Annotated in this window: 26 protein-coding genes; 11 read left to right on the forward strand and 15 right to left on the reverse strand. The window is 64.8% G+C overall.

Features of this window, described 5'->3' with window-relative positions; all coding sequences use genetic code 11:
• The first annotated feature begins 4 nt into the window (after positions 1 to 4).
• The 5 genes from F562_RS0110705 to katG are packed head-to-tail and all read left to right on the forward strand — an operon-like array spanning position 5 to position 4767.
• On the forward strand, positions 5 to 811 hold the full coding sequence (locus F562_RS0110705; RefSeq protein WP_026181191.1) for an SDR family oxidoreductase: 807 nt from the start codon (positions 5 to 7) through the stop codon (positions 809 to 811).
• Positions 812 to 823: 12 nt separating this feature from the next.
• A complete protein-coding gene (gene fabG, locus F562_RS0110710) occupies positions 824 to 1582 on the forward strand; it encodes a 3-oxoacyl-ACP reductase FabG (protein ID WP_018156955.1) in 759 nt (252 codons plus the stop codon).
• 33 nt (positions 1583 to 1615) lie between these two features.
• The gene (locus F562_RS0110715) at positions 1616 to 2068 is read left to right on the forward strand and encodes a MaoC family dehydratase (protein ID WP_018156956.1); all 453 of its coding nucleotides are present in this window, start codon (positions 1616 to 1618) and stop codon (positions 2066 to 2068) included.
• Between the two features lie 46 nt (positions 2069 to 2114).
• Positions 2115 to 2546, forward strand: a complete 432-nt coding sequence (locus tag F562_RS0110720) for a Fur family transcriptional regulator (RefSeq protein ID WP_018156957.1) — start codon at positions 2115 to 2117, stop codon at positions 2544 to 2546.
• A 28-nt stretch (positions 2547 to 2574) separates the two neighbouring features.
• Positions 2575 to 4767, forward strand: a complete 2193-nt coding sequence (katG, locus tag F562_RS0110725; RefSeq protein WP_026181192.1) for a catalase/peroxidase HPI — start codon at positions 2575 to 2577, stop codon at positions 4765 to 4767.
• 84 nt (positions 4768 to 4851) lie between these two features.
• Here the strand turns inward: katG and F562_RS18795 are convergent, their stop codons facing one another.
• From F562_RS18795 to F562_RS0110765, 8 genes are all read right to left on the reverse strand, one after another.
• The gene (locus F562_RS18795) at positions 4852 to 5655 is read right to left on the reverse strand and encodes a serine hydrolase (RefSeq protein ID WP_018156959.1); all 804 of its coding nucleotides are present in this window, start codon (positions 5653 to 5655) and stop codon (positions 4852 to 4854) included.
• Positions 5656 to 5694: 39 nt separating this feature from the next.
• A complete protein-coding gene (gene htpX / locus F562_RS0110735; protein WP_018156960.1) occupies positions 5695 to 6561 on the reverse strand; it encodes a zinc metalloprotease HtpX in 867 nt (288 codons plus the stop codon).
• Between the two features lie 66 nt (positions 6562 to 6627).
• Positions 6628 to 8070, reverse strand: a complete 1443-nt coding sequence (locus tag F562_RS0110740; protein WP_018156961.1) for an NADH-quinone oxidoreductase subunit N — start codon at positions 8068 to 8070, stop codon at positions 6628 to 6630.
• Entirely contained in the window at positions 8067 to 9575 is a 1509-nt protein-coding gene (locus tag F562_RS0110745) for a complex I subunit 4 family protein (RefSeq protein WP_018156962.1), read from the reverse strand. The genes F562_RS0110740 and F562_RS0110745 overlap by 4 nt, the downstream gene beginning before the upstream one ends.
• A complete protein-coding gene (locus tag F562_RS0110750) occupies positions 9569 to 11572 on the reverse strand; it encodes an NADH-quinone oxidoreductase subunit 5 family protein (protein WP_018156963.1) in 2004 nt (667 codons plus the stop codon). Before F562_RS0110750 ends, F562_RS0110745 begins: the two co-directional genes overlap by 7 nt.
• On the reverse strand, positions 11569 to 11880 hold the full coding sequence (gene nuoK / locus F562_RS0110755) for an NADH-quinone oxidoreductase subunit NuoK (protein WP_018156964.1): 312 nt from the start codon (positions 11878 to 11880) through the stop codon (positions 11569 to 11571). Before nuoK ends, F562_RS0110750 begins: the two co-directional genes overlap by 4 nt.
• Positions 11877 to 12398: an NADH-quinone oxidoreductase subunit J family protein gene (locus F562_RS0110760; RefSeq protein WP_018156965.1), complete on the reverse strand. Its 522-nt coding sequence runs from the start codon at positions 12396 to 12398 to the stop codon at positions 11877 to 11879. Before F562_RS0110760 ends, nuoK begins: the two co-directional genes overlap by 4 nt.
• Positions 12395 to 12940: a NuoI/complex I 23 kDa subunit family protein gene (locus F562_RS0110765; protein ID WP_018156966.1), complete on the reverse strand. Its 546-nt coding sequence runs from the start codon at positions 12938 to 12940 to the stop codon at positions 12395 to 12397. Before F562_RS0110765 ends, F562_RS0110760 begins: the two co-directional genes overlap by 4 nt.
• Before the next feature lie 153 nt (positions 12941 to 13093).
• Between F562_RS0110765 and F562_RS0110770 the strand changes: the two genes are divergently transcribed.
• Both F562_RS0110770 and F562_RS0110775 read left to right on the forward strand, forming a co-directional pair.
• The gene (locus F562_RS0110770) at positions 13094 to 14845 is read left to right on the forward strand and encodes an ABC transporter substrate-binding protein (RefSeq protein ID WP_156822619.1); all 1752 of its coding nucleotides are present in this window, start codon (positions 13094 to 13096) and stop codon (positions 14843 to 14845) included.
• An 88-nt stretch (positions 14846 to 14933) separates the two neighbouring features.
• The gene (locus F562_RS0110775) at positions 14934 to 16676 is read left to right on the forward strand and encodes an ABC transporter substrate-binding protein (protein ID WP_018156968.1); all 1743 of its coding nucleotides are present in this window, start codon (positions 14934 to 14936) and stop codon (positions 16674 to 16676) included.
• 14 nt (positions 16677 to 16690) lie between these two features.
• On the opposite strand, the gene F562_RS20195 is transcribed toward F562_RS0110775, so the two are convergent.
• Genes F562_RS20195 through F562_RS0110800 form a run of 5 tightly spaced genes read right to left on the reverse strand, consistent with a single transcriptional unit; the run spans position 16691 to position 19903 of the window.
• Positions 16691 to 17443, reverse strand: coding sequence for a DUF6891 domain-containing protein (locus F562_RS20195; protein WP_018156969.1), 753 nt, complete (start codon positions 17441 to 17443; stop codon positions 16691 to 16693).
• Between the two features lie 16 nt (positions 17444 to 17459).
• Entirely contained in the window at positions 17460 to 18440 is a 981-nt protein-coding gene (locus F562_RS0110785; protein WP_018156970.1) for a complex I subunit 1/NuoH family protein, read from the reverse strand.
• A complete protein-coding gene (locus F562_RS0110790; RefSeq protein WP_018156971.1) occupies positions 18425 to 18955 on the reverse strand; it encodes an NADH-quinone oxidoreductase subunit C in 531 nt (176 codons plus the stop codon). The genes F562_RS0110785 and F562_RS0110790 overlap by 16 nt, the downstream gene beginning before the upstream one ends.
• A complete protein-coding gene (locus F562_RS0110795; protein WP_026181197.1) occupies positions 18945 to 19532 on the reverse strand; it encodes an NADH-quinone oxidoreductase subunit B in 588 nt (195 codons plus the stop codon). The genes F562_RS0110790 and F562_RS0110795 overlap by 11 nt, the downstream gene beginning before the upstream one ends.
• Complete coding sequence (locus F562_RS0110800; protein WP_018156973.1) at positions 19529 to 19903, reverse strand: NADH-quinone oxidoreductase subunit A; 375 nt, start codon at positions 19901 to 19903, stop codon at positions 19529 to 19531. Before F562_RS0110800 ends, F562_RS0110795 begins: the two co-directional genes overlap by 4 nt.
• A 119-nt stretch (positions 19904 to 20022) precedes the next feature.
• On the opposite strand from F562_RS0110800, the gene F562_RS0110805 reads away from it, so the two are divergent.
• Positions 20023 to 20601, forward strand: a complete 579-nt coding sequence (locus F562_RS0110805) for a hypothetical protein (RefSeq protein WP_156822621.1) — start codon at positions 20023 to 20025, stop codon at positions 20599 to 20601.
• 45 nt (positions 20602 to 20646) lie between these two features.
• Here the strand turns inward: F562_RS0110805 and F562_RS0110810 are convergent, their stop codons facing one another.
• On the reverse strand, positions 20647 to 21675 hold the full coding sequence (locus F562_RS0110810) for an LLM class flavin-dependent oxidoreductase (protein ID WP_018156975.1): 1029 nt from the start codon (positions 21673 to 21675) through the stop codon (positions 20647 to 20649).
• 86 nt (positions 21676 to 21761) lie between these two features.
• Between F562_RS0110810 and F562_RS0110815 the strand changes: the two genes are divergently transcribed.
• A complete protein-coding gene (locus F562_RS0110815; protein ID WP_018156976.1) occupies positions 21762 to 22748 on the forward strand; it encodes a DUF389 domain-containing protein in 987 nt (328 codons plus the stop codon).
• A gap of 21 nt (positions 22749 to 22769) precedes the next feature.
• On the opposite strand, the gene F562_RS0110820 is transcribed toward F562_RS0110815, so the two are convergent.
• Positions 22770 to 23654: a LysR family transcriptional regulator gene (locus F562_RS0110820; RefSeq protein ID WP_040385774.1), complete on the reverse strand. Its 885-nt coding sequence runs from the start codon at positions 23652 to 23654 to the stop codon at positions 22770 to 22772.
• Positions 23655 to 23782: 128 nt separating this feature from the next.
• On the opposite strand from F562_RS0110820, the gene F562_RS0110825 reads away from it, so the two are divergent.
• Together F562_RS0110825 and F562_RS0110830 are read left to right on the forward strand one after the other, a co-directional pair.
• Complete coding sequence (locus tag F562_RS0110825; protein WP_018156978.1) at positions 23783 to 24562, forward strand: 5-oxoprolinase subunit PxpA; 780 nt, start codon at positions 23783 to 23785, stop codon at positions 24560 to 24562.
• On the forward strand, positions 24559 to 24804 hold the full coding sequence (locus F562_RS0110830) for an acetyl-CoA carboxylase (RefSeq protein ID WP_018156979.1): 246 nt from the start codon (positions 24559 to 24561) through the stop codon (positions 24802 to 24804). Before F562_RS0110825 ends, F562_RS0110830 begins: the two co-directional genes overlap by 4 nt.
• The last annotated feature ends 3 nt before the right edge of the window (positions 24805 to 24807 follow it).

Here is a 24807-nt window from a genome sequence, read left to right on the forward strand (position 1 = left end):
GCGGATGTCGACCTGGACTGACAAAGGCGTGGTCGTCACCGGAGCCGCCCGCGGCATCGGACGCGCCATCGCCGAGCGATTGCACGCCGAGGGCGCACGCCTTGTCGTCGCCGACATCTTGAGCGACCCCTTGGCCGAAACCGCTTCTGCCCTAGACGCATTCGCGGTATCTGGGGACTGTTCCTCCGACCTAGGCGCCCGCCGACTTGTCGACCGGGCACAGGATCACCTGGGACAGATCGACTGCTTCATCGGCAACGCTGGCATCGCTCGCGGGGAGGGCCTGGATGGCTCGTCCGATGACGACTGGGCCGACTCGTGGGAGGTCAACGTCATGGCGCACGTCCGCGCCACACGACTACTCCTTCCTGGTTGGCTAGAGCGAGGCGAGGGGCGCTATGTCCTCACCGCGTCGGCCGCCGGATTGCTCACCATCCTGGGCCAACCGACGTATGCCGTGACCAAGCACGGTGCCGAGGCCTACGCCGAATGGCTCGCGGCGACCTACGGTCACCGTGGCGTCAAAGTTCACGCGATCTGCCCCCAGGGTGTGTTGACCGACATGTACCCGGGCACAGGAGATGGCGGCCTTGCTGATGTCATCGGCCACGACGGCGCACTCCCACCAGCGGCCGTCGCGGACGCCCTCATCGCGGCCGTCGAGGCCGATGAGTTTCTTGTCTTGCCCCACCCCGAGGTACGCAACTATTTCGCTTACCGCGGCACCAAAACCGATTCGTGGTTGCGCAGCATGCAAAAACTGCAGCAGCGCCTCGATGAGTCAGCACCAGATCAATCAACCAACCAGTAGGAGAACCCCAGCATGTCCGACAGCATTCGTACTGCGATCGTCACCGGCGCCGCGCGTGGCATCGGCGCAACGATCGCCAAGCGCTTCGCCGCCGACGGCATGCAGGTTGCCGTGCTCGACCTCGACGAAGGCGCCTGCCAGACGGTCGTCGACGAGATCGCCGCGGCAGGCGGCAAGGCCCTCGCAGTGGGCTGTGATGTTTCCGACGAGGCAGCAGTGGCCGCTGCCGTAGAACGCATCGCGAGCGAGCTCGGCGCACCGACGACCCTGGTCAACAACGCCGGGATCATTCGCGACAACCTGCTCTTCAAGATGGGTGTCGAGGACTGGGACGCCGTCATGAATGTTCACCTTCGTGGCGCCTTCCTCATGAGCAAGGCCACTCAGAAGTACATGACCGAAGCGAAGTTCGGGCGCATCGTTAACCTGTCGAGCACCTCCGCGCTCGGCAACCGGGGCCAAGCCAACTACTCGGCCGCCAAGGCGGGCATGCAGGGCTTCACCAAGACCCTCGCGTTTGAGCTAGGCAAGTTTGGCGTCACCGCCAATGCGATCGCTCCTGGGTTCATTGAGACCGACATGACGGCCGCGACGGCCGAGCGCGTCGGCATGGACTTCGACGCCTTTAAGCAGGCCGCAGCCCAGCAGATTCCCGTGCAGCGCGTCGGCCAGCCCGAAGACATCGCCGCGACGGCGTCCTTCTTCGCCCGCGAGGAAGCCGGATTCGTCTCTGGCCAGGTTGTCTACGTCGCGGGCGGGCCCCGCGATTAATTCCCATCAGCCGCGCTCAACGAGAGGCACATCATGAAGACATTCAACGGAGTCGACGAGCTCAAGGCCGCTGTCGGCGAGCACTTGGGCTACAGCGATTGGCACGAGGTCACCCAGGAGGCCGTCAACCAGTTCGCCGAAGCCACCGGCGACCACCAGTGGATCCATGTCGATGTGGAGAAGGCGAAGTCTGGTCCGTTCGGCGGCACGATCGCGCACGGTTATATGACGGTGTCGTTGATCCCGAAACTGGTCTGGGAGATCTACGAGGTCACCGGCGTCAAACTCGGAATCAACTACGGCTCCAACAAGGTTCGCTTCCCCACTCCCGTTCCGGTCGGGTCCAAGGTGCGCGCTGGAGTGGAACTGGTGTCGGTGGAACCGTCCTCGCTTGGCTTCACCGTCACCGCGAAGGTCACGATTGAGCTCGAGGGCGCTGACAAACCCGCGTGCATCGCGGAGACCTTGTCAGTCATCGTGCCCTGACCGAGTAATCTTGACTCGTTCAAGTTAGCGGGGCAGACTCGTGAGCATGTCGACGAGGGCGGGTGATGAGCAGCAGCTGCGCGATGCAGCACTGCGCGTCACCCGCCCTCGTCTTTCTGTGCTCGATGCCGTGCGCGCGCACCCCCACGCGGAGACCGCCCTGTTGATCGACGCCGTACGACGTGATCTTCCGGACGTCTCCCATCAAACGGTCTATGACTGTCTGGACGCCCTCACCGGCGCCGGACTTCTCCGTCGAATCCAACCCACGGGCTTGGTCGCGCGGTATGAGTCACGGGTCGGTGATAACCATCACCACGTCGTGTGCCGCGCCTGCGGAGCGATCGCCGACGTGGACTGCGCGAAGGGTCACGCGCCGTGCCTCGCGGCATCAAATGATCACGGCTTCACTATCGACCAAGCAGAAGTGATTTATTGGGGCAAGTGCCCCGATTGCGCATCTCGCCGCACGCCCTAAACAGCACGATCCCAACCCGGAGGGAACCATGACAGAGACTGCTGGCCCCGCGATGAGCGGCTGCCCCGTTGCCCACGAAGAACTCCCCCACCCCACGCAGGGTGACCCCAACCGCCATTGGTGGCCCAACCGCCTCAACCTCAAAATGCTCGCCCCTAACCCGGCTGTCGGCGACCCGATGGACGCGGACTTCGACTACGCAGCAGAGTTCTCCTCCCTCGACCTGCCGGCCGTGAAGCGCGATATCGAGGCCGTCCTGACCAACTCGCAGGACTGGTGGCCAGCCGACTTCGGCCACTACGGCCCGCTCATGATCCGGATGGCCTGGCACTCTGCCGGTACCTACCGCGTCACTGACGGCCGCGGCGGCGGCAGCACCGGGCAGCAGCGGTTTGCCCCACTCAATTCCTGGCCCGACAACGGCAACCTGGACAAGGCACGCCGCCTCCTGTGGCCGGTCAAGAAGAAGTACGGCAAGAAGATCTCTTGGGCGGACCTGTTCGTCCTGACCGGCAACGTTGCCTTGGAGTCGATGGGCTTCAAGACCTTCGGTTTCGCCGGCGGACGCGAGGACGTCTGGGAACCTGAGGAGGTCTACTGGGGCGCCGAGACCGAATGGCTCGGCAGCGACAAGCGCATCCTCAACGAGAAGCGCGACCTGGAGAAGCCACTCGGCGCCCACCACATGGGTCTGATCTATGTGAACCCAGAAGGCCCCGAAGGCCAGCCCAACCCCGAACTGGCTGCTGTCGACATCCGCAACGCGTTCGGCCGCATGGCGATGAACGATGAAGAGACCGCCGCGTTGATCGTGGGTGGTCACACCTTCGGCAAGACCCACGGTGCCCACCCCGACGACAAGCAGGGCCCCGAGCCCGAGGCGTCGCCGCTAGAGGCCCAGGGTCTCGGATGGGCCAACGGGTACGGCACCGGAAAGGGCCCAGACCAGTTGACGAGTGGGCTCGAGGTCACCTGGACTTCAACCCCGGCACGTTGGGGCCACGAGTTCTTGCAGAATCTTTACGGCTTCGAATGGGAGCTCACCCAGAGCCCGGCCGGCGCCCACCAGTGGGTCGCCAAAGACGCCCCCGAGACGATCCCCGACGCGTTCGACCCGGAAAAGAAGCACCGTCCGACGATGCTCACCACCGACCTGGCTCTGCGCGTGGACCCGATCTACGGCGAAATCACCCGGCGTTGGTTGGACAACCCGGAGGAGTTGGCGGACGCCTTCGCTCGCGCCTGGTACAAGCTGACCCACCGCGACATGGGCCCCATCCAGCGTTATCTCGGCCCCGAGGTGCCCTCCGAGGAGCTTCTCTGGCAGGACCCCGTGCCTGACCGTGGCGAGTACAACCTGTCTGAGGCTGACGTGGCGACGCTCAAGGAGCAGATCCTGGCCTCTGATCTCACCGTGTCCCAGTTGGTCACCACGGCATGGGCGGCAGCGTCCACCCACCGGGTGAGCGACATGCGTGGCGGTGCCAATGGTGCGCGCATCGCACTGGAGCCGCAGAACGGCTGGGCGGTCAACAACCCCGACCAACTCAACACGGTGTTGTCAACGCTCAAGGGCATCAAGGACTCCAGCAGCATCACGGTTTCGCTGGCAGACCTCATCGTTCTCGGTGGTGTTGCCGCGATCGAGAAGGCCGCCAAGGACGCGGGGCATCCGGTCACTGTGCCGTTCACCCCCGGCCGCACCGACGCGAGCCAGGAGCAGACCGATGTCGAGTCCTTTGGCTACATGGAGCCGGTCGCTGACGGTTTCCGCAACTACGTCGGCAAGGGTGCCGAGTTGCCCAGTGAGTTCCTCCTTGTTGACCGCGCGAACTTGCTGGGCCTAAGCGCTCCGCAGATGACTGCGCTCGTGGGTGGGCTGCGCGTACTCGGCGCGAACTACGACGGGTCGACCACCGGTGTGCTCACCAAGAACCCGGGTCAGCTCACGAACGACTTCTTCGTGAACCTGCTCGACCTTGGTCACACGTGGCGTCCGGTCGACGGCGAGAGCGCCGACGCGACGACGTACGAGTGCACGGACGACGCGAGCGGCGAGACGTTGTGGACCGGAAGCCGGGTCGACCTGCTCTTCGGGTCCAACTCCGAGCTGCGAGCGCTCGCCGAGGTCTATGCCTCCGACGACGCCGCTGAGAAGTTCGTCAACGACTTCGTGGCTGCCTGGTCAAGGGTGATGGATCTGGACCGCTACGACGTCTGATCTTCCGACGCCCTAACTGCGTTAGGTGCCCTTGACCGGGAAATTTCCGAGTCAAGGGCACCTAACGCAGTTTTGTGCCCGGGGCTATGCCCCGAGACGGGCGCGGATGTCGCGGCCGATATCAGCCATTCGGGCGAGCACCTCGTCGCGCGGATCGTCACCGTTGGACCAGTTGGCGACCACGGCGTACGCCGCCGTTCGCGCGCCGACAGTGACTAACCCGATGTCAGCACGGGCAGTGCTGATCGTTCCAGTTTTGTTGATCAGCAACACATCTCGGTCTGCCTCTGTGTGTGCCAATGGGTCGAGCCCGAACGCCGACGCCACCATCGACAGGTCCGTGCCGAGGGCCAGCCAGTCAAGGACGCCGCGGTCGAGTGTGCCTTCGTGAACGAGGGTGAGCCACCGTACGAGCGACCGGGCCGAGGCAACGGAAAGCGTCTCGGCGTGGCCAGGCAGGCTGGGGTCGCGGTCTTCGCGGACTCGATCCAGCAGCGCCATGGGCGCCAGGTCATGCGCCGATGCGAGCGCCGCGACGGGGTCCAGGCCGATCTCGCGGATCAGCACATTGGTCGCCAGGTTGTCGCTCACCGCACCGATCAACCGACACGCATCACGCACAGTGATATCCCGCTGATCCAGCGCGCTCCACAACCCCGAGTCGCGGACGAACTCCTCGTCTTGCCAACGGATCTGGCGATCAGCGTCGAGTTGTCCGGTCCCGATCTGGCGTGCCGCTTCGCTCAGCAACAAGCACTTGCCGACCGAGGCCGTACGCAGCACCTCGTCAGGGTTCTCCACCAGCCATGGTGGATCGGGCGTCTCCGCGCTTGACGCGGAGCCCTCCGGTGGGAGTGGCTGGACCAGGATGCTCCACTGCAGGCTCATACTCCACTCTCACACGTGCCGGTCCGGGCTGCTGAATCTTCAGCGGAGGTTTGGGCCGCCGGCCATCCCCTGCAGGCGGGCAACGCGCTCGGCGGTGGGCGGGTGGGTGGACATGAACTTGGAGATGTCTTGGGCCCGGAATGGGTTGGCAATCATCATGTGTGAGGCGTTGACCACCTTGGGTTCAGGGGCCAATGGGGCAGCCTGCACCCCGCGCTCGAGTTTCTGCAGCGCAGAGGCCAGTGCGAGCGGATCGCCAGTGAGTTTGGCGCCATCTTCATCGGCATCAAATTCACGGGTACGGCTGATCGCCGCCTGGATCAGCATGGCTGCGGCCGGCGCCAAGATCGCCATGGCGATCAACACCAACGGGTTGGGCCGGTCCTCGCTGTTGCCACCGAAGAACGGCATCCACATCAGCATCTGCGCGACGGACATGATGATTCCGGCGAGCGCTGCGGCAACCGATGAGGTGAGGATGTCGCGGTTGTAGACGTGCATGAGTTCGTGGCCGAGCACGCCGCGCAACTCGCGCTCGTCGAGCAGCCCCAGGATTCCCTCCGTGCAGCAGACCGCAGCATTCTGCGGATTACGCCCCGTGGCAAAGGCATTCGGCGCCTGGGTCGGAGAAATATAGAGCCGCGGCATCGGCTTGCCGGCGGTGTTGGACAGCTCGCGCACGATTCGGTACATCTCCGGCGCCTGAGCCTCGCTCACCGGGTAGGCCTTCATGGCCTTGATCGCGATCTTGTCGCTGTTCCAGTAGCCGTAGGCCGTCATCGCGACGCCCAGCAGAGCGAAGATCCAGATATAGCCCGGGCCAATGAGGGCACCGATACTAAGAAGGACGGCGAAGATCACGCCAAAGAGGCCAGCGGTCTTGAGACCGTTGAAATGATTGTGCATATCTTGCTTAACGAGCACCCCGGGGAGCCTGTTCCCGTCGGGACCTACTAGTCAGCGCGTCGCGCCTCACCCCAGGAGCGCGAGCAGCGTCTGGGGCGCGAGGCTGACGATGACGAGCGCGAGCAGGCCCACCGCCACTACACCAGCGTGAACCGCGGAGGGTCGATCGGTCACCGCGTCGCTCGGCGAGTTACCGGCCATCGCCAGGACAACCCGAAGGTAGACCGCGACCCCGAGCATCGCGTTGAGCGCCGCGATAATGGCCAGCCACCACAGGTCACCCGCGACGACCGACCGCAGCGCCAAGACCTTCGCGAGCAGACCCACCACGGCGGGCGGAAGCCCCGCCAGCGTGAGGAGCCCGAAACCAATCGCCGCCGCGGCGATAGGGCGCCGGCGGAACAGGCCCTTCAGGCTGGACAACTCTCGTACGTTCTCCCGGCCTTCGGCGTGCGCCACCATCGTGAGACCCGCGAACACCACGAGGGTGCCGATGCTCGTGATGAGTAGGTATCCCGTCGCAGCCTTCACCGCCCCAGAGGCCAACGTCGCCAGCGGCAGAACAATCCAGCCCGCCTGAGCGATGGTCGACCACGCCAGCAGCCTCAGGGTGTTGCCTTCACGCAGGGCCAACAGGTTGCCGACGGTCATACTCAGCGCTGCGAGGACGCCGATCGCAGCGAGCGCGGGCGCCCCCAACACAGTCAGCCCGCGCAACATAGCCAGCAAGGCGCCGAGGGCAGCGAGTTTGGAGGTCACCGCGAGGAATCCGGCGATCGGAATCGAGGCTCCGGAGTATGCCTCAGGCGTCCAGGCGTGGAAGGGAACCAAGGAGAGTTTGAAACCGAGACCGGCGACCAGGAACACGACCCCCACAATGAGGACCCGTCGCGTCTCTGGCTGGCCCGCCGCGGTGATCACCGCGTCTCCGGCCAGCAACGGCGAGCCAGACGAGGCGAACCAGAAGGCGGCGCCCACGGCAAGCAACGCAAACGACACCAACGAGGTCATCAACAAGGACAGCGCGCCGTCCAGGGACGAGCGCCGTGCTCGCAACGCGACGAGCGCAACCGTCGGCAGGGTCGCCAACTCCAGCAGTACGAGCCAGGACCCAAGGTCTCGAGCTGCGGCCACCCCGGCGGCGCCGGCCGTACTCGCGAGCAGCATGGAGACGGTGACGGCCACGTGCTCCTTAGGCGCTGGAATCGGAATCGCGAGCAGCGCGATGACGGCCGCCGAGACCAGCACGCTGACTTGCAAAACCAGGGTCAGCCGGTCCGCCGAATACAGGCAGGTGGTGTCGGCCAGGCATAACGTCCCCCGCTGCGTGCTCTCCGGCCGCAGACCTGGAGCCGTCGCCATCACCGCTGCCAGCAGGGTGGCCACCGCGAGCCACCAATGCACCCGAACCAGGTGGGGGCGGATCGCGTCGATGACCAGGATCAGGACCGCACCGAGTGCAGGGATCAGCGCTGGGGCCAGGACGAGGTAGTCGATGTCGAAGCTCATCGGCTCACCCCAAGCAACTGGATCACGTCAGCTTCACTGATCGGCAGGATGGCCGATGGCGCCAGACCGAGCCCGACAACGGCCACGATGAGCACTGCGGCGACCACCCATTCAGCCCCGTGAAAATCGTCCGCACCCTCGCTCTTGTCGTCGGAGCCCCCACCGGTGAAGTGCACCAATCGCAGCACGCGTAGCGCATAGGCCGAGGCGAGCACACCACCAAGGGCAGCCAGAATCGTCAAGATCCGGAACAGCAACTCCGGACGATAGGCGCCCGGGGTCCACGCGGAGAACACCGCGAGCACTTCACCCCAGAACGCGGCCAGCCCCGGCAGCGCCAAGGAGCCCGCCATGCCGACGACCAGTGCGAACCCCAGCCGTGGCGACGTCTCGCGCAGGGCGGGACGCGGCATCGTCACATCGTCGTTGCCCCAGCGCTCCTTGAGCCCACCGGCGACGACAAACAACAGCGCCGACACCACGCCATGGGCCAGGTTGCCGTAGAGCGCGGCTTGAACACCCGTCACCGTTCCCGTCGAAAGCGCGAGCACCACGAAACCCATATGGGCCACCGAGGACCAAGCGACCAAGCGCTTCAGCGAAGGCTCGGCCAAACAGACGAGCCCACCCCACAGGATGCCGACCACGGCAATCACTCCGACGACAGGTGAGAGCTGCGCCAAGCCATCAGACACTGGACCGGCCACGAGCCGCACGACGCCGTACGTGCCGAGCTTGAGAAGCACCGCAGCGAGAAGAATCGAGCCCGCCGTGGGAGCCGAGGTATGCGCCGACGGGAGCCACGAGTGCAGCGGAAAGACCGGCACTTTGATGCCGAGGCCGACCAACAACAGCGCGGCAATCAGCACCTGCTGGGAGGTGCTGAGGGTTGCCGGACCCTGCGCCGCCAAGGTGGCCAGATCGCTGCTGCCGACGGCATACGTCATCGCCAGGATGCCGACCAACATGAGGGTCGAGCCGAGCACGGTATAGAGGACGAAGCGCGACGCCGCCTCAACCCGGGTGTGCGGATCGCCAAATCCCTTGATGAGCATCCACATCGGGATGAGGACGAGTTCGAAGGCAGCGAAGAACAGGATCGCGTCTTGGGCGAGGAAGGTCGCGATGGCCGCCCCGATCACCAGGAGCAGGCTGCCAAGGAAGGTGCCGTGTCGTTCGCGCCGCCCTGTGACCGCGGTGGCCGGTGGGCGCGCGATTCCGTGCAGCACCGTCAGGACGCCAATGCCAGCTGTCAGCACGAGCAATGGTGCGCTGATGCCGTCGATCCCGAGATGCAGGCGCAACCCAAGCGCTGGCACCCAGTCCTGATCGAGGACCGGCCGCTCGATGACCGCGATGCCGACGCACGCCGCGGAGACAACCGACGCGGACAGCGCGATCGCCGCCGAGGTCCGCTGGCCCACACCGGCGATGTTGTCGGCGATCACCAGCGCGGCACCAACGATCAACGGCGCGAGGACCGCGGCCAGCAGCACGGCTACCACAGGATCACCCCCAGCAGAGCGACCGCCAGGGTGCCCGCGAGGAGGGCGACCAAGCCCGAGGACGGCGTACGCCGGTGCACGGCCGAACCGCGATCCCCCAGCGTGCGCGCGGCAGTGGAGAGTCCGGATACGCCGCGGTCGAGGTGGGCCTCCGCACGATGCACCGTGCGCGCAAGCGCCAGGACGGGCTGGGCGACCAACGCGACATACACCGTGTCGATGCCGAGCGAACGGGAAGCGGCCGAGCGCCACGCCAGCGGTGCTCGCTCGGCAGCGTCGCCATAGGTCGTGCGCAACGACATGATCCGCACGAGCAGTGCTGCCGCGGTCATGAACAGCAGGCCCGCGGCAATCAACAGCAGGTTGGCGTGCCGCCAATCCAGCTCAATGAGCGGACTCGCGACGACCAGCCCACCCAACAGGCTCAGCAAGCCCAAGAGCCTCAGCCCGAGTCGGGCAATGGAAGTCGGCTCCGGGTCGGCCTCCTCTGGGCCAGGCGTCGCCTCCACTTCATCAGTGGGTTGCCCGAGCGCATCAACCTGCGGCGCCTCGCGCAGCATCTCGACAATGCTGACCTCAGCAACGGTGCGGCTGTCGACGAATGTCGTCTCCTCGACTCGGCGCTGAAACACCGTGCGGTGCTGGATGACCAACCAGGCCCGCATGCTGTACGCAGCCGTCAGGACGATGACCACGCCCACGACGAAGAACCCGGCCGTGGCGAGTTCTTGGCCCTCCGCCACACCTTCGGCGGCTGCCTCCAGAATCAGGTCCTTGGAGACAAAGCCCACGGTCGGCGGTACGCCCGCCAGCGCGAGCAAGCCCACCGCCAGGAGGAATCGAGTCTGTGGGTAGCGGCGGATACCGCCCGACATGCGGGCTACCACCGTGCCGCCGACGAGGACCGACAGCCAACCGATCATGAGGAAGAGCAGGGCCTTGAAGGCAGCGTGGCTCACCAGATGAGTGATGGCCAGGTCCGGTCCCGCGCCGTCGGGGATCAGGCTCAAGGCGCCCAACATCAGCCCGACCTGACTGACAGTCGACCAGGCCAGGAGCCGCTTGAGGTCGGTCTGCAAGACCGCGAGCAACGCCGCCAGAATGCTGCTGAACCCGGCGAATACGAGCAGGACGGTCCGCGCCGCGGGAGCTTCCTGCAGCAGTGGGAGGAGGTCGGCTAAGACGATGGTGCCGGCGGCCACCATCGTGGCCGCGTGGATCAACGCCGATGCCGGAGTGGGGCCTTCCATCGCGTCCGGAAGCCAGTCCTGGAACGGAACCTGGGCACTCTTGCCGAGGACACCGCAGATGACCCCAAGGAGCGCTGCCGTCAACGCGGTCCCGCCCGCTAGCGGCGCCGCCGACCAGTGGTCGACGACCGCCTCAAGGGAGGTCGACCGCGCTCCCATGGCGAGCGCCGCGAAGCCCACGACGAGGGGCGCATCAGCAAGTCGGGTCACTAGGAACGCTTTGAAGGCCGCCCGGCGAGCCTTTTCCCGTTCGGACTCGTGCCCGATGAGCAGGTAGGAGCACCACCCCATGAGCTCCCAGCCGACGAGCGTGAGGAGCAGGTCACCCGACAGCACCACGAGCTGCATACCTGCCGTGAACAGGCCTACGGTTGCAGCGAATTGGCGGTATCGCTGATCGTCCCAGAGATACCACCGGGCGAACGCCTGGACGACAAAGGACACCACGGCGACCACGACTGCCACCAAGACGTTCCAGCCCTCGAGGTGCAACTGAAGGGGTACGTCGAGTGCGGGTCCGAGGGCGAGCGCACCCACGGTCTCCGGGTCAATGATCGCGGCATCTTCGGTCACTTGGATCAGCAACCAGAGCGCAGCCAGGAGCCCCAGGAAGTTTGCGATCAACGCCACCGCGGCTGCAGCGCGCGAGGAGTGGCGTACCAGCGGAAGGGTGAGCAGCCCGCCCAGGGCGGGAAGCAGAATGACGGCGTGGCTGGGCTGCAGCGCGCCGTCCAAGGCGAGGTTCATGGACTGTCCTCATCGCCTGGGCGAGTCAGGTCGATGTCGCCTCGCGCTCGATAGACCGCGATCACCAGCGCGAGAGCGACCGCGATCTCCGCAGCCGCGATGGTGATGAGAAAGATGGTGAGCACTTGGCCCGCGACGTACGGATCCGGCTGTGCCGCACCCATCGTCACCAGCAGCAGTCCCGCGCTCGCGAGCAGCAACTCGACGCCGATCAGCATCAGCACGGCGTTGCGGCGGGCGACGATGCCGTAGAGGCCGGTCGCGACCAGGACCGCGACAAGGATCAGCGGCAACTGGAGATGAATCACCGGATGCTCTCCGAGTCTGCATCGCCGACGCCCAGGCGCGACATCGCCAACGCCGCGACCAGCGCGACCAGCAACAGCAGCGACAACAACTCGAACGGCCATACCCACGTGCCGAACAGTTCGCCGCCGAGGGCACTCGTCCCGGCGGACTGCACCGCAACCTTGCCCGCATAGGCGCTCACCAGAACCGCCCCGACCAGTCCGCCAGTGCCCGCGGCGAGCACAAAGCCCGCCCACCGGGTGGCGGCCGAGGTGTTGTGCGCTGTCGTACGCCCGGTCGGTGACCGCGTCACCATCATCGCGAAGATCACCAGCACCACGACGGCACCGACATAGACGATGAGTTGGACGAGTGCCACCAGCTCGGCGCCAAGCACGAGGTAGCACCCAGACAGCGCGCCGAGCGCGACGACCAACCAGAGCGCGGCATGCAGGAGGTAACTGGTCGTCACCGCACGGATCGCCGCCCCCGCAGTCACCAGGCCAGCGAGGAGAAAAAAGACATCATGCGTCGTCACTGCGCGTGATCGCCTTCCCCGCCGCTCGCCTCCAGCGCCTGCGGCGGCGGCACCGTCGGCATCCATTCGCCCAGCCGATCCTTCTCGTGCAGCAGATCGCGGATGTCGGTCGCCGAGTACTCGAACTCCGGGCTCCAGAACAGCGCGTCAAACGGGCATACATCGATGCAGATCCCGCAATACATGCACAGGCTGAAGTCGATGGCGAACCGGTCAAGGTGGTTCTGCTGACGGTCGCGGCCGCCTTCAGGCCCCGCGGGGATCGTCTCTTTGTGCGAATCGATGTAGATGCACCAGTCCGGGCATTCGCGCGCGCACAACATGCAGGAGGTGCAGTTTTCCTCCAGCAGGGCAATGACTCCCCGCGTGCGCGGCGCGAGTTCTGGCTTGGTCTCTGGGTATTGCTGCGTGTGTGCAGGGCGCGCCAAGGTCCGGGCCGTCGTCGCCAAACCTTTGACGAGTCCCGGTACGAAACCCTTGCCTGAGCGCTGCTGTGCCATCACGTCCGTTCGCTGGATTGCCGTCGGGAACGCTACCGGCACAAGGTCGTCCCGCCTGGGAGCCACACGGCATTGCCACGACACAGGTTGACTTGACCGCCAATCTGATCGGGTTCGATGCGATTCTCCCCGCGCCGGCCGCCGCCGATGGTATGAGTTTCCCCAGGCGATACGTTCACGACAGGGAGGCACGGCGTGAGTACGAGGCGAGTTGCAGCGATCGTGACCACCGGGGCACTCACCCTCGCGGCGTGCAGTGGCGGTGGCACCAGTTCCACCGGTTCCGATGGGCCTGAGGAAGACTTCGAATCGGTGCCCGCCAGTGCGGGATTCGAGCCCACCGCAACGGGACCCGCTCCCAAGCCGGACGGCGCAAAGACCGGCGGCACGGTCATCATCAAAACCGAGAGCGTCCCCGACAACATGGACCCCTCGACCCAGTACTACAACGACGCCCAGGCCATTCTGCGGCTGACAACTCGGACCCTGACGCAGTTCAAGATGAAGGGCAAGAAGTCAGTTCTCGTACCCGACATGGCAACCGACCTCGGCAAGCGATCCAAGGATGGGCTCTCGTGGTCGTTCACGCTCAAGGATGACGTGAAGTTCGAGGACGGCTCGACCGTCAAGGCGTCCGACGTGGCGTACTCGGTCAAGCGATCGTTCGCCACCGAGGAGATGCCGGGCGGACCGACCTTCCAGATCGAGTACTTCAACGACGGGGACACCTACAAGGGTCCGTGGAAGTCCGGGGAGAAGTTCGCCGGGATCACCCACGACGACAGCTCCCGGACGGTCACGTTTCACCTGCGCAAGAAGATGGAGTCCTTTCCCTACTTCGCGTCGCTCACGCTTTTTGGCGGCGTTCCCAAGGCGAAGGACACCAAGCTCACATATAAGAACCGTTGGGTCGCGACCGGCCCATACAAGATCGATTCGTATGCCAAGGGCTCCCGGCTCGTCCTCGCCAAGAACGATCAGTGGGACCCCGCGAGCGACCCGTCGCGCAACCAGTTCCCGGATCGCATTGAGATCAATTTCCAGCAGCAAGAGACCGCGACAGCGAAAGCCATCATGGCCAACAACGGGCCCGACCAGCGCACGCTCAGTTGGGCCGGGGTCGACGCCTCGATCGTCAACGACGCGATCGGTCCCAAGAAGAACCAGGTCGCGACCGGCGCAGACCCGTGCACCAGTTGGGGTGGCGCCACCATCGACACCACCAAGGTTCCGCTCGCCGTACGCCGCGCGATCGTGATGGCCTGGCCGACAGAAGGTATCCGGCTTGCCGGCGGGAGCACCCGCTTCAGTTCTGCGCCTGGCGGCTCGATCTCGGTACCGCAGATGCCCGGGTTTACGAGGTACGCCCTCCCCAAAGGCCAAGACGGGCAAGGCGCAGGCAACCCGGAGAAGGCCCGCGAGATGTTGAAGAAGGCCGGAAAGATCGGCTTCGTACTGTCGTACTACTACGGCAACGACACCGACGAAAGTCGCAAGGTGCAGGGCGTCAAGCAGGAAGCCCTCGAGCGGGCCGGATTCACAGTCAAGGCCATCGGCGTCAACTCGAGCGCTTACCGCGGCAAAATCTCTGCCCCCAAGGCGCCGACCAACATGGGCAACGGAGTGTCCGCAGGCTGGTGCTATGACTGGCCATCCGGCGACTCGGTCTACCCGCCGCTTTTCAAGAGCACCCTCCCCAAGAACTCCGGTGTGGGCAACGTGCAGAGCAGGGAACTCGATCAGGAGATGGAGCGGGTGTCCCGCATGCCGTTGGGCAAGCAGGGTCCCGAGTGGAGCAAGATCGACAAGAAGATCGTGTCCGAGATCGTGCCTGTCGTGCCCATGTCGTACTCCCGGGCGTCGGTCATCTTCGGTACCAAGGTCGGTGGCGTGATCGTTGACCCCAACCAGGGCATGCCACACCTGACGGACCTCTATGTGAAGTGATCGGTCCCATCTCGATGCGTGCCGTGGGGGCTAGGCTCACGCGGGTCGGCTCCCCTCGTTGAGCCGCCCAAGCAAGGTAAAGGACGTCATGCGTAGCGCCACTGCTGTCACCATCGCCACCGGAATGCTCGCGCTCGCCGCGTGCAGCACCTCCACTTCGGACTCCGAGGAGGCCGGGCCGAGCGACGATGGCGCCACCGTGCCGGCCAGCGCCGGCTTTCAGCCTGAAGCGAAAGGCCCTGCGCCGCAGCCTGCTGGCGCCAAGCCCGGCGGCAAAATCATCCTCAATACCAAAGGAACGCTGGACACCTCGGATCCTTCGACGCAGTACTCCAACGACGCCCAAGCGATACTGCGTCTGACGACGCGCACCCTCACGCAGTTCAAAATGGACGGTAAGGATTCGGTTCTGGTCCCGGATCTGGCCACGGACCTGGGACGCAAGTCTCCGGACGGCCTGTCCTGGACCTACACGCTGAAGAAGGGCCTGAAATACGAGGACGGTACGCCAATCAAGGCACGCGACATCGCCTATTCAGTGAAGCGTTCCTTCGCCACTGAGGAGATGCCTGGCGGACCGACCTTCCAGATCGAATACCTCAAAGGCGGCGACTCGTACAAAGGTCCGTGGAAATCTGGTGAAAAGTTTGAGGGAATCTCCTACGACGACGCCAAGGGCACCATCACCTTCAACCTCGTCCGCAAGATGGAGTCATTTCCCTACTTCGCCTCTTTGACGATGTTCGGGGGGATCCCGAAGGCTAAGGACACCAAGCTCGACTACCGCAAGCGTTGGGTTTCGACCGGCCCGTACAAGATCAAGACCCACAAGCTCGGCTCGCAACTCGTTCTGGACAGAAACGAGCACTGGAACCCCAAGACTGACCCTTCGCGGAATCAGTTTCCGGACACTTTCGAGTTCAACTTTGGGCGGGATGAGTCTGCTACCGCGAAGGCGATCATGGCCGACAAAGGCCCGGAGCAGTTCGCCCTCAGTTGGGAGGGTGTCAGCCCCACCGTCTTGCGCGATGCGCTCGGACCGAAGAAGAACCAAGTTGTCACTGGACCCAACCCATGCACCAGTTGGGAAGGGACCATGGACACGACTCGCATTCCGCTGGCTGTGCGTCGCGCCGTGGTGATGGCTTGGCCGACCAACGCCATCCGGATCGCGTCGGGAGCCACCCAGTTCAACGTGGCACCCGGCGGCACTCTGGCCGTGCCCCAGTTGCCCGGATTCACCCGCTACTCCCTGCCTGAAGGGCAGAACGGCCAAGGCGCAGGAAATCCAGAAAAAGCGCGGGCAATGCTGAAGAAGGCCGGAAAGTTGGGCTTCGAGTTGTCCTACTACTACGTCAACGACACACCTGAGTCCATCAAGGCGCAGGCTGCCAAGAAGCAGGGCCTGGAGAAGGCAGGGTTCAAGCTCAAGCCCATTGGGGTGTCTTCGGATGATCACCGCGCCAAACGGAACAATCCCGATGCACCGACCAATCTCGGCAACGGTTTCACCAACGGTTGGTGCTACGACTGGCCTTCCGGTGATTCCATCTATCCTCCCCTGTTCAAGAGCTCGCTGCCGCGCAACGGCGGCGTCGGCAACGTGAAGAACAAGAAGTTGGACGTCGAGATGCGTCGCATCTCCGAGATGCCGCTCGCCAAGCAAGGCCCGGAATGGACCAAGATCGACAAGAAGATCGTCTCCGAAATCGTTCCGGTCGTGCCGACTTGGTACTCGCGGGCGTCCGTGATCCACGGCACGAAGGTTGGCGGTCTCGTGATCGATCCCAATCAGGGACGGCCCAACCTGACGGACCTCTACGTGAAGTGACCAGGCGCGCGACCTCAGGCCTCGGGGAAGGGCTGCTCATAGCGGATCGGTCCGACCTCGATGCAGGCCGTGGGGTCGCCGCTCCAGTGCACCGGAAGGTCATAGCCGCGCACCGTGTCCACCACGCGCTCGGCCAATCGTGCCGCGCCGGACCCCATGTCTCCTGACATATCGGAGAAGCCGATCAGGAGGGTGCCGGTCGCGACCAGCCGATCGATGTCCTGGGTGTGCGAATACACATACCCCAGAACGGCATTGCCACGGCGAGTAGCCATGGCCTGAGCCTGCTCATATCCGTCTTCGGCCCCTTCACCGGTGTCCCAGCCCACGCCGAAAGACACGGCGATGCCATCGGCCTCCAGTCTGCTGAACGCGCGCCGTAGGTTGATGGTGTCTCGCGCGGAGTGCGGGACCAGGCGATTGTGCTCGGCAATGACGGCCTCGAGCACCTCCCGTGCTTCGTCCTCGCTCAACTCGGGCTCATCGGGAAATTCCCAGGCGAACTCGCCGCTGTCGATGAGGTCGCTTATGCGCTCTTCAAGGTCACTGCTGTCCTCCGTTCCGATCACCACCCAACTCATGACCAGCCCCGCGAAGGTCGCGCCCTCATATGGTGGGTACGCCGAGGACATCACGGGGTGGGGCCGCCACGCCTCGCGCTCGCCTGGCACCGGCCCTTCGGGCGCGACTAGAGGTGCTTCGCTCGGTTCGTGCTCTGCGTCCGAGTCGCCCTTGCGGCTGCCAGAAAGCCAGTCACGGAGTCCCATGCCCCTCAGTATTGACTCATCGGGTGGTGAGCACGACCCCAATGGCGGTGATGGCCAACTGCAGCAACGCCAGCGGCACCAACCCGAGCCAGGCAAGTCGCTGCAACTGATCTTCACGCATCCGCGGCCAGGCAACGCGCATCCAGATGATGAACACTGCCACGGCGAATCCTTTAAGAAGGGTCCACAGCCACCCGATCGTGTCGTCGAACGGACCCGTCCAGCCGCCGAGGTAGAGCACGACGAACAGCAGTGACATCACGACGATTCCGGCATATTCGGCCAGAAGGAAGAAGGCGAAGCGCAGACCGCCGTACTCGGTATAAGGACCCATCACCAGTTCAGCGTCAGCGATCGGCATATCGAACGGCGGCCGCTGCAACTCGGCAGTGGCAGCGACCATCAGCACGAGCGCGGCAGGCAATTGCCAGATCAGCCACCACGGTGTCCAGGCGTGGGCGATGTCGGTCAGCGACAGCGAGCCGGCTGCCAGAGCAAAGGATGCGGTCGCCAGGATCAGCGGGAGTTCGTAACTCACCAACTGCGCGGCCGAACGCATTGCGCCCACGAGGGCGTACTTATTGCCCGACCCCCACCCGGCCATCAAGGTGCCGAGGGCACCGACGCCCGTGACCGCGAGAACAACCAGCAGGCTGCCTGGCATGTTTGCCCCGGCCACTCCGTCGGAGAGCGGGATGACCGCGAGCGCGACGAGATAGGACACCAATGCCACTGCAGGCGCCAGTCGGAAAACCGTTCGATCGGCAGCAGCCGGAACGATGTCTTCTTTCTGGGCGAACTTCACCCCGTCGGCGATGAGTTGTGCCCAGCCGTGGAATCCCCCGGCGTGCATCGGCCCCAGACGGCCCTGCATGTGCGCCATGACCTTGTGCTCGGTCTGCCCTACGAGCAGGGGCAGCACCAAGAACGCCCCCAGCACCAGAGCCGCGCGGAGCACGATCTCCAGAATCGTCAGGCCGATCACCTCGGCCCCCATGACGAGTCGGGCACTCCCGGCGGAAGGTTTTTCCTGCGTCCGCGCTTCGGTGCTGGCGAATCTCCTGACTCACCAGGGTCTTTCGCGCCCGGCCACGGCTTGGAGACACGCGCCGCCAGCACAAAGCTCTTGCGCAGCGGGTGTCCCTCGAAGCCCTCGGGAAGAAGCAGTGGTCGGACCCCGAGTCGGCTGCCGTCTTCGAATCCGGTGAAGGCAATGCCGAACATTTCGTGGGTCTCGCGCTCATGCCAGGCGGCGCCGCGCCACAGGGTCGTGACGCTCGGCAGCGGTGCGCCATCAGCGATGCGGGTACGCACCAAGACTGAGCGGAGCGCGGCGGGCGACCCCATGTCGTACAGGTGGACGATGATCTCGAACCCTGGGTCCTCTTCCGCGTCCGTCTGATCCACGGCGGTAAGGAAGTCGAAGAACGCGAAACCTTCCCCGCGCAGACCTTCGAGCGTGGCGTACCAGTCGAGGGGAGCGCACTCTCGGCGCAGCGGTTCACTGCTCATCGGCAGCCTCCGGCGGCGCCACCAGCGGCCGCGTCACGGCGCCAGCAAAGCGGCGCCGGGCCGCAACACCCTCTGTGGTGAGGCGCTCGCTCGCGATCGACTCCTGCAGCGTCAGGATGCCGTGTAGCAGTGCTTCTGGACGTGGCGGGCATCCAGGAACGTAGACATCGACCGGAATGATCTGGTCGACGCCCTTGGTGACTGAGTACGAATCCCAGTACGGCCCACCAGAGTTGGAGCATGCGCCAAACGAAATGACGTACTTCGGCTCGGGCATCTGGTCATAGAGACGACGAACAGCAGGAGCCATCTTGTCGGTCACCGTCCCGGAGACGACCATCAAGTCGGCCTGGCGCGGACCAGGAGCGAAGGGGATGACACCCAACCGAATGAAGTCGTGCCGGGCCATGCTGGCGGCGATGAATTCGATGGCACAGCAAGCAAGTCCGAAGTTAAACACCCACAGCGAATAGCGCCGACCCCAGTTGAGGATCAGCCGCATCGGCTTGGGTGCTACCTGCTGTAGCGGACCGACACGAGGAGTGGGGAGGTCGACGGCAGAGGACTTTTCGGTCATGCCGTCCACCGCAGCAGTCCGCGGCGCGCGGCGTGGGCTAGCCCGACCAGAAGCACGCCGATGAAGATGGCCATCTCCACCAGGCTCGCCATCCCAAGGTTGGTGTCTCGCAACACCGTGGCCCAGGGGAAGAGATAAACCGCGTCCACGGCGAAGACGACATAGAGGAAGGCGAACCCGAGATAGCGAATCTGCGACTGCGCCCAGCCGTGCCCCACCGGATCGACGCCGGACTCGTACGTCGTGAGTCGGGTCGCGACCGGCGACACCGGCGCGAGGAGGCGTCTCATCACCATCGCGGCGCCGAAGAGCAGGACCCCAGCGAGACCCACGGCGAGGACGACGGCATAGCCGGCAAGTGGTTGGCTCACGGCCCCGAGAGTAACGACCCCATGGGTCCGAGCGCGGGAGCCCGAGCCGGTGCGGTGTGAATCAAACGCGCTCGCGGCTGCTGTCGGGGTGCGGGGCATACCTGTCTAGGGTCGGGGCCATGAATGCACGGCGGCCATCCCCACAGGTGCAGAGGTGGCACGCCGAGATGGCGCAGACCGGGCGCGTCGTGCTGCACACGAGCCCCGTGAAGGCCTCGCTCCTGCTGCTGGTCGGTGTGGTGTTTCTTGCCGTCGGCGTCATCGGCCTGATGGTGACGCTCGATGGTGACGGCAACCGGCCCCTCGGGGTGGCATGGTTTGGCTTCATCATCCTGTTCGGCCTCGCAGGTGTCGTGGCCTCGATAGTGCGCCTCGCCCGCCCGGCGCGGCTTATCGTCGAGCCGCACCAACTGATGTGGGGGCCGAACGTGATTCCGTGGGCGTGGGTGGGTTCCGTCGACCAGTACAGCCTGAAGCTCGGGAGTCCGAAGTTCCTCTATGTCCGCTTCAACGAGACAGCCCAGGCGGCCATCCCGCCTCCCAACGGCGCACTCGCACAGGGACTCTTGAAGGCCGATCACTCGATGTTCGGCGGCCCGGCGACCGCACTGCCACCTAACCTGAACGGTCGAATCAAGGACCAGCTGGCCTTCCTGCGGGAGGTCCACGCCTGGAGTCATGCATCCAGCAGCGGGTAGCCCATCTGCGGGATTTATCCAGCCCACTGCGTTCTGGGGGATCGGTCAGGTACGTGACGTTGCGGGCTCCCAGCCAAGAGCGGGCGCGACGTGCTCGGCGAACGCCTCCAGCACGTGGGCGTTGTAGTCGACACCCAACTGGTTGGGGATCGTGAGCATCAGAGTGTCGGCGGCCATGACCGCCGAGTCAGCCTTCAGTTGCTCGATCAGGACATCCGGCTCAGCGGCGTAGGTCTTGCCGAAGGTCGACCGGTAGCCGTCGATGATCCCGACCTGGTCCTCGTCGGGTCGACCACCGAAGTATGCGCGGTCCAGGTCGCTCACCAGCGGAAACACGCTGCGGCTCACCGAAACCCGCGGGGTACGCGGGTGCCCGGCGCCGGCATACGCCTCCCGATAGCGATCGATCTGCGACCGCTGCAACTCGTGGAAGGGGGTGCCGTCTGCCTCCGTGAGCAGGGTCGAGGACATCATGTTGAGACCGAGTTCACCGACCCACCCGGCTGTGTCGCGCGAGCCCGAACCCCACCAGATGCGATCGCGCAGGCCAGGCGAGTGAGGCTGCACCGGCAGCCGGGTTCCGCGCGGCGCACGTGCCGGGTCGGCGTCGACCATGCCCTCACCGTCGATCGCTTGGAGGAAGGTCGCGAACTTCTCGCGAGCAAGGTCACCGCCGCGCGGGTCTTGGGCGCCGGTGTAGCCGAACGCTTCATATCCACGCACCGCGGTCTCGGGCGATCCCCGCGAGATGCCGATGGCGATCCGCTGGTCGGCGAGGAGGTCGAGCGCGGCGAGGTCCTCGGCAAGGCTCAGCGGGTTCTCGTAGCGCATGTCGATCACGCCAGTGCCGACCTCGATCGACTGGGTACGCGCTGCCATCGCCGCGAGCAAAGGGATCGGCCCGGCCGCCTGCCGCTCGAAGTGGTGAACCCGGACGTACGCGCCGTTGACGCCGAGCTCGTCCGCCGCGACGGCGAGGTCAACCGTCTGGTGCAGCATGTCCGCGGCCGTGCGGGTCTGTGAACCGCGTAGCGGTGAGTAGTGGCCGAAGCTCAGGAAGCCGAAGGATTTCATTGACGTTTCAACCAATGCCCGTCGGTCTTTGTTCCTTCTCTGCGGGTCTATGCCCCAGTGCCGATGCGGTGGGGTCAGAATCAGGCATGCTCACCACCTTGCGCCAGAAGCTGCTTCCCGAATCCCAGCGCCGAACTCTAGAAGAGCTGTCCGAGGACTTGGAGTTCACTGGCGACACGGTCGGTAAGCAATCGGCCTTCTGGTCAATGCTGGTGCTGTCGGGCATCATCGCGGCTGCTGGCGTGTTCTCGGACTCCACGGCGACCGTGATCGGCGCGATGATCATTGCCCCGCTCTCGACACCGATCATGGGAATTGCGCTTGCGGTGGTGAAGCGGCAAATCAACGGGTCCATCCCGTATGTCCTCGGCGGCGTCGCGGTCGTCGTTGCCCTTGGCCTGCTGTTTTCCCTTGCGCTCCCGGCCGACTACGAACTGTTGGGCAATAGCCAGATCTCCGGCCGGGTCTCTCCCAGCCTGATCGACTTGGTCGCTGCATTGGGCTCTGGGCTGGCCGGGGCGCTGGCGTTTGCTCGGCGCGACGTCGGGTCGGTCCTGCCCGGAGTGGCGATCTCGATCTCGCTGGTCCCGCCACTGGTGGTCGTGGGCCTATGTCTGGGGCAAGGCTCTTTCGGGCTCGCGGCGGGCGCCATGCTGCTGTTCGTCTCCAACGTGGTGTCGCTGGTCATCGCAGGACTGTTCTTGTTCACGGTCCTCGGATACACCGCGCCGGGCGACACCGCCGACGATGCGCACGCCGACCGAACCTCCAAGACCGTCGCCCTGCTCTTCACCGTCGTCGTCGTTTTCCTCGGCATCAACACGGCAGCGAACTACCTTCTCGCACACTGGGAATCCGCGGTGAAACAAGCCGCCGATCGTTGGGTGGCCGACACTGCGGGCGCAGAGGTCACCGAAGTCAGTCAGCGGGGCACGGTGTTTGAGGTGCACGTCACCAGCCCCTCCGATCTTCCGCCGGTATCGCGGCTGGCGACCGCCGTCGAGAAGGAGTTGCCCGACCTCATCGACCTTCGCGTAGTCAACACCCGCGGTGAGGTCATCGATGCCGATTGAGCGTGCACACCGGCCTGTCGGTCAGGTCAGCCGACCACCGATGACGTGCCGGAAATAGTCATGCAGCACCGTCATCTCTGGTGAAAACTCTCGCCCCTGCGCCCACGCCAGACCAATGTCCATGTCTGGGACGGGGTCGGCGAGCACGACCGCCTCGATGCGCCCGCCTTCCAACGACCACGGGCGATAGACCATGTCCGACAGGACCGTGATCGCATCTCCGCCTGCGACCAAACTGCGGATCGCTTCGATCGAGGACGTGCTGAGATAGACCGTCGGCGGCTTCGCGGACCAGTAGGCGCGGGTCGTCTGATCGGCTTCGTCGACGGTGAGGAGCGCGTACGGAAACTCGGCGACGTCCGCGAGTGTCGGTTCAGTAAGTTCGGCGAGCGGGTGGTGTGGCGCGACCCACAGGCGCCGGCTGGAGTGCACCAGGGTTTCGTAGCGGATCTTTGGACTGTCGACGTTGGACGTGAGCACCACGGCCAAGTCAAGATCGCCATCGACTACCTGTTGCTCGATCGAGGTTCGATCCATCTCGAACCACTGGAGGTCCAGATGGGGAAACTGCAGCCGTAGCCGGTGAATGTGCGTCGGCAAGAAGTAGCCCATCACCGTGTAGGTCACCCCGACTCGCAGGGTTCCCCGGATATCCGTGTCGCCGGGCGCGGAGGTCTCCGCCTCACGTGCCAGCTCCAGGATCTGACGAGCCTTGGGCAAGAGGCTCCGGCCTGCCGCGGTCAGCGTCACGCCACGTGGGCTTCGTTCGAAGACCGCCCTCCCCAACTCGCGCTCAACACCTTGCACGGCCGTCGTCACGGCAGATTGTGAGACATAGAGCTCCCGCGCCGCCGCACTGACCTGTCCCGCTTCGGCCACCGCGACGAAGTAGGTCAGCTGCCGCATGGTGAATCCCACTACATCTCCAGGTATCCAGTTATTCGATATCAACCTATCGAAACATTCGTCTTCCCAATATCCTACGTCGCTGCCACGCTGCTGAATACACCTTCCAACTTCGAGGAGACATCCCGGTGAAGACCGCAGTAGATCTCAACTGCGACATGAGCGAGGGCTTCGGCACCTGGCGCATCGACGGCGACATCGACGGGCTCTTGATGCCGATGGTCTCTTCAATCAATGTCGCCGGGGGTTTCCACGCTGGCGACCCAGCCACCATCGCGTTGAACGTCCGGCGCGCCCGCGAGCACGGCGTGGGCGTCGGCGCCCACCCCGGGTTCCGCGATCTCGTGGGGTTCGGACGGCGTCATATCGACGCCGCACCCGATGAACTCGTCGCCGATGTCATCTACCAACTCGGCGCTGTTCGCGAGTTCACCCGTCTCATGGACGTGCCCCTGCAGCACCTCAAACTGCATGGCGCTCTCTACATGCACGCGGCTCGGGACGAAGACTTCGCCACCGCTCTGGTCGAGGCACTCCAACGAGTTGACCCCAGCCTGCCCGTCCTGGTCATGGGGGGCACCGTGATCGACGTCATCGCGCGCAAGCTCGGCCAGCCCGTGATCCGCGAGTTGTACGGCGACCGGCACTACGGCGCCGACGGCACCATTGTCTTTACTCGTGATGTCGGTCGACTGTCCCCGAAGGATGTTGCGGCCAAGGTCCTACAAGCCTGTCGCCAGGGCACCGTGACCACGGTCGATGGCGACGAGGTTCCCCTTGAGTTCGACTCGATCTGCCTACACAGCGATACCCCCGGAGCCCTCGATCTGGTAACGGCCACTCGTACCGCACTCGATGACTCCGGCATCACCGTCCAGAGTTTTACGCAGAAGGAGATTCAGCTATGAGCACGCATGACGTCACTTCACCCCTACCCGGCACGTTCTATACCCGAGAGTCGCCGACCTCCGATCCCTTTGTCTCCGTGGGCGATACGGTCGCAGTCGGGGACACGATCGGACTGGTCGAGGTCATGAAGATGTTTAACCCGGTCACCACAGACGTCGCTGGCACCGTTGTCGAGGTCCTAGTTGAAACCGAAGACGCCGTCGATGTGGGCGATCCGCTGGTCCGCCTCGAGGTGGGATGAGCT

The sequence above is a fragment of the Demetria terragena DSM 11295 genome, assembly GCF_000376825.1.
GTDB lineage: Bacteria > Actinomycetota > Actinomycetes > Actinomycetales > Dermatophilaceae > Demetria > Demetria terragena.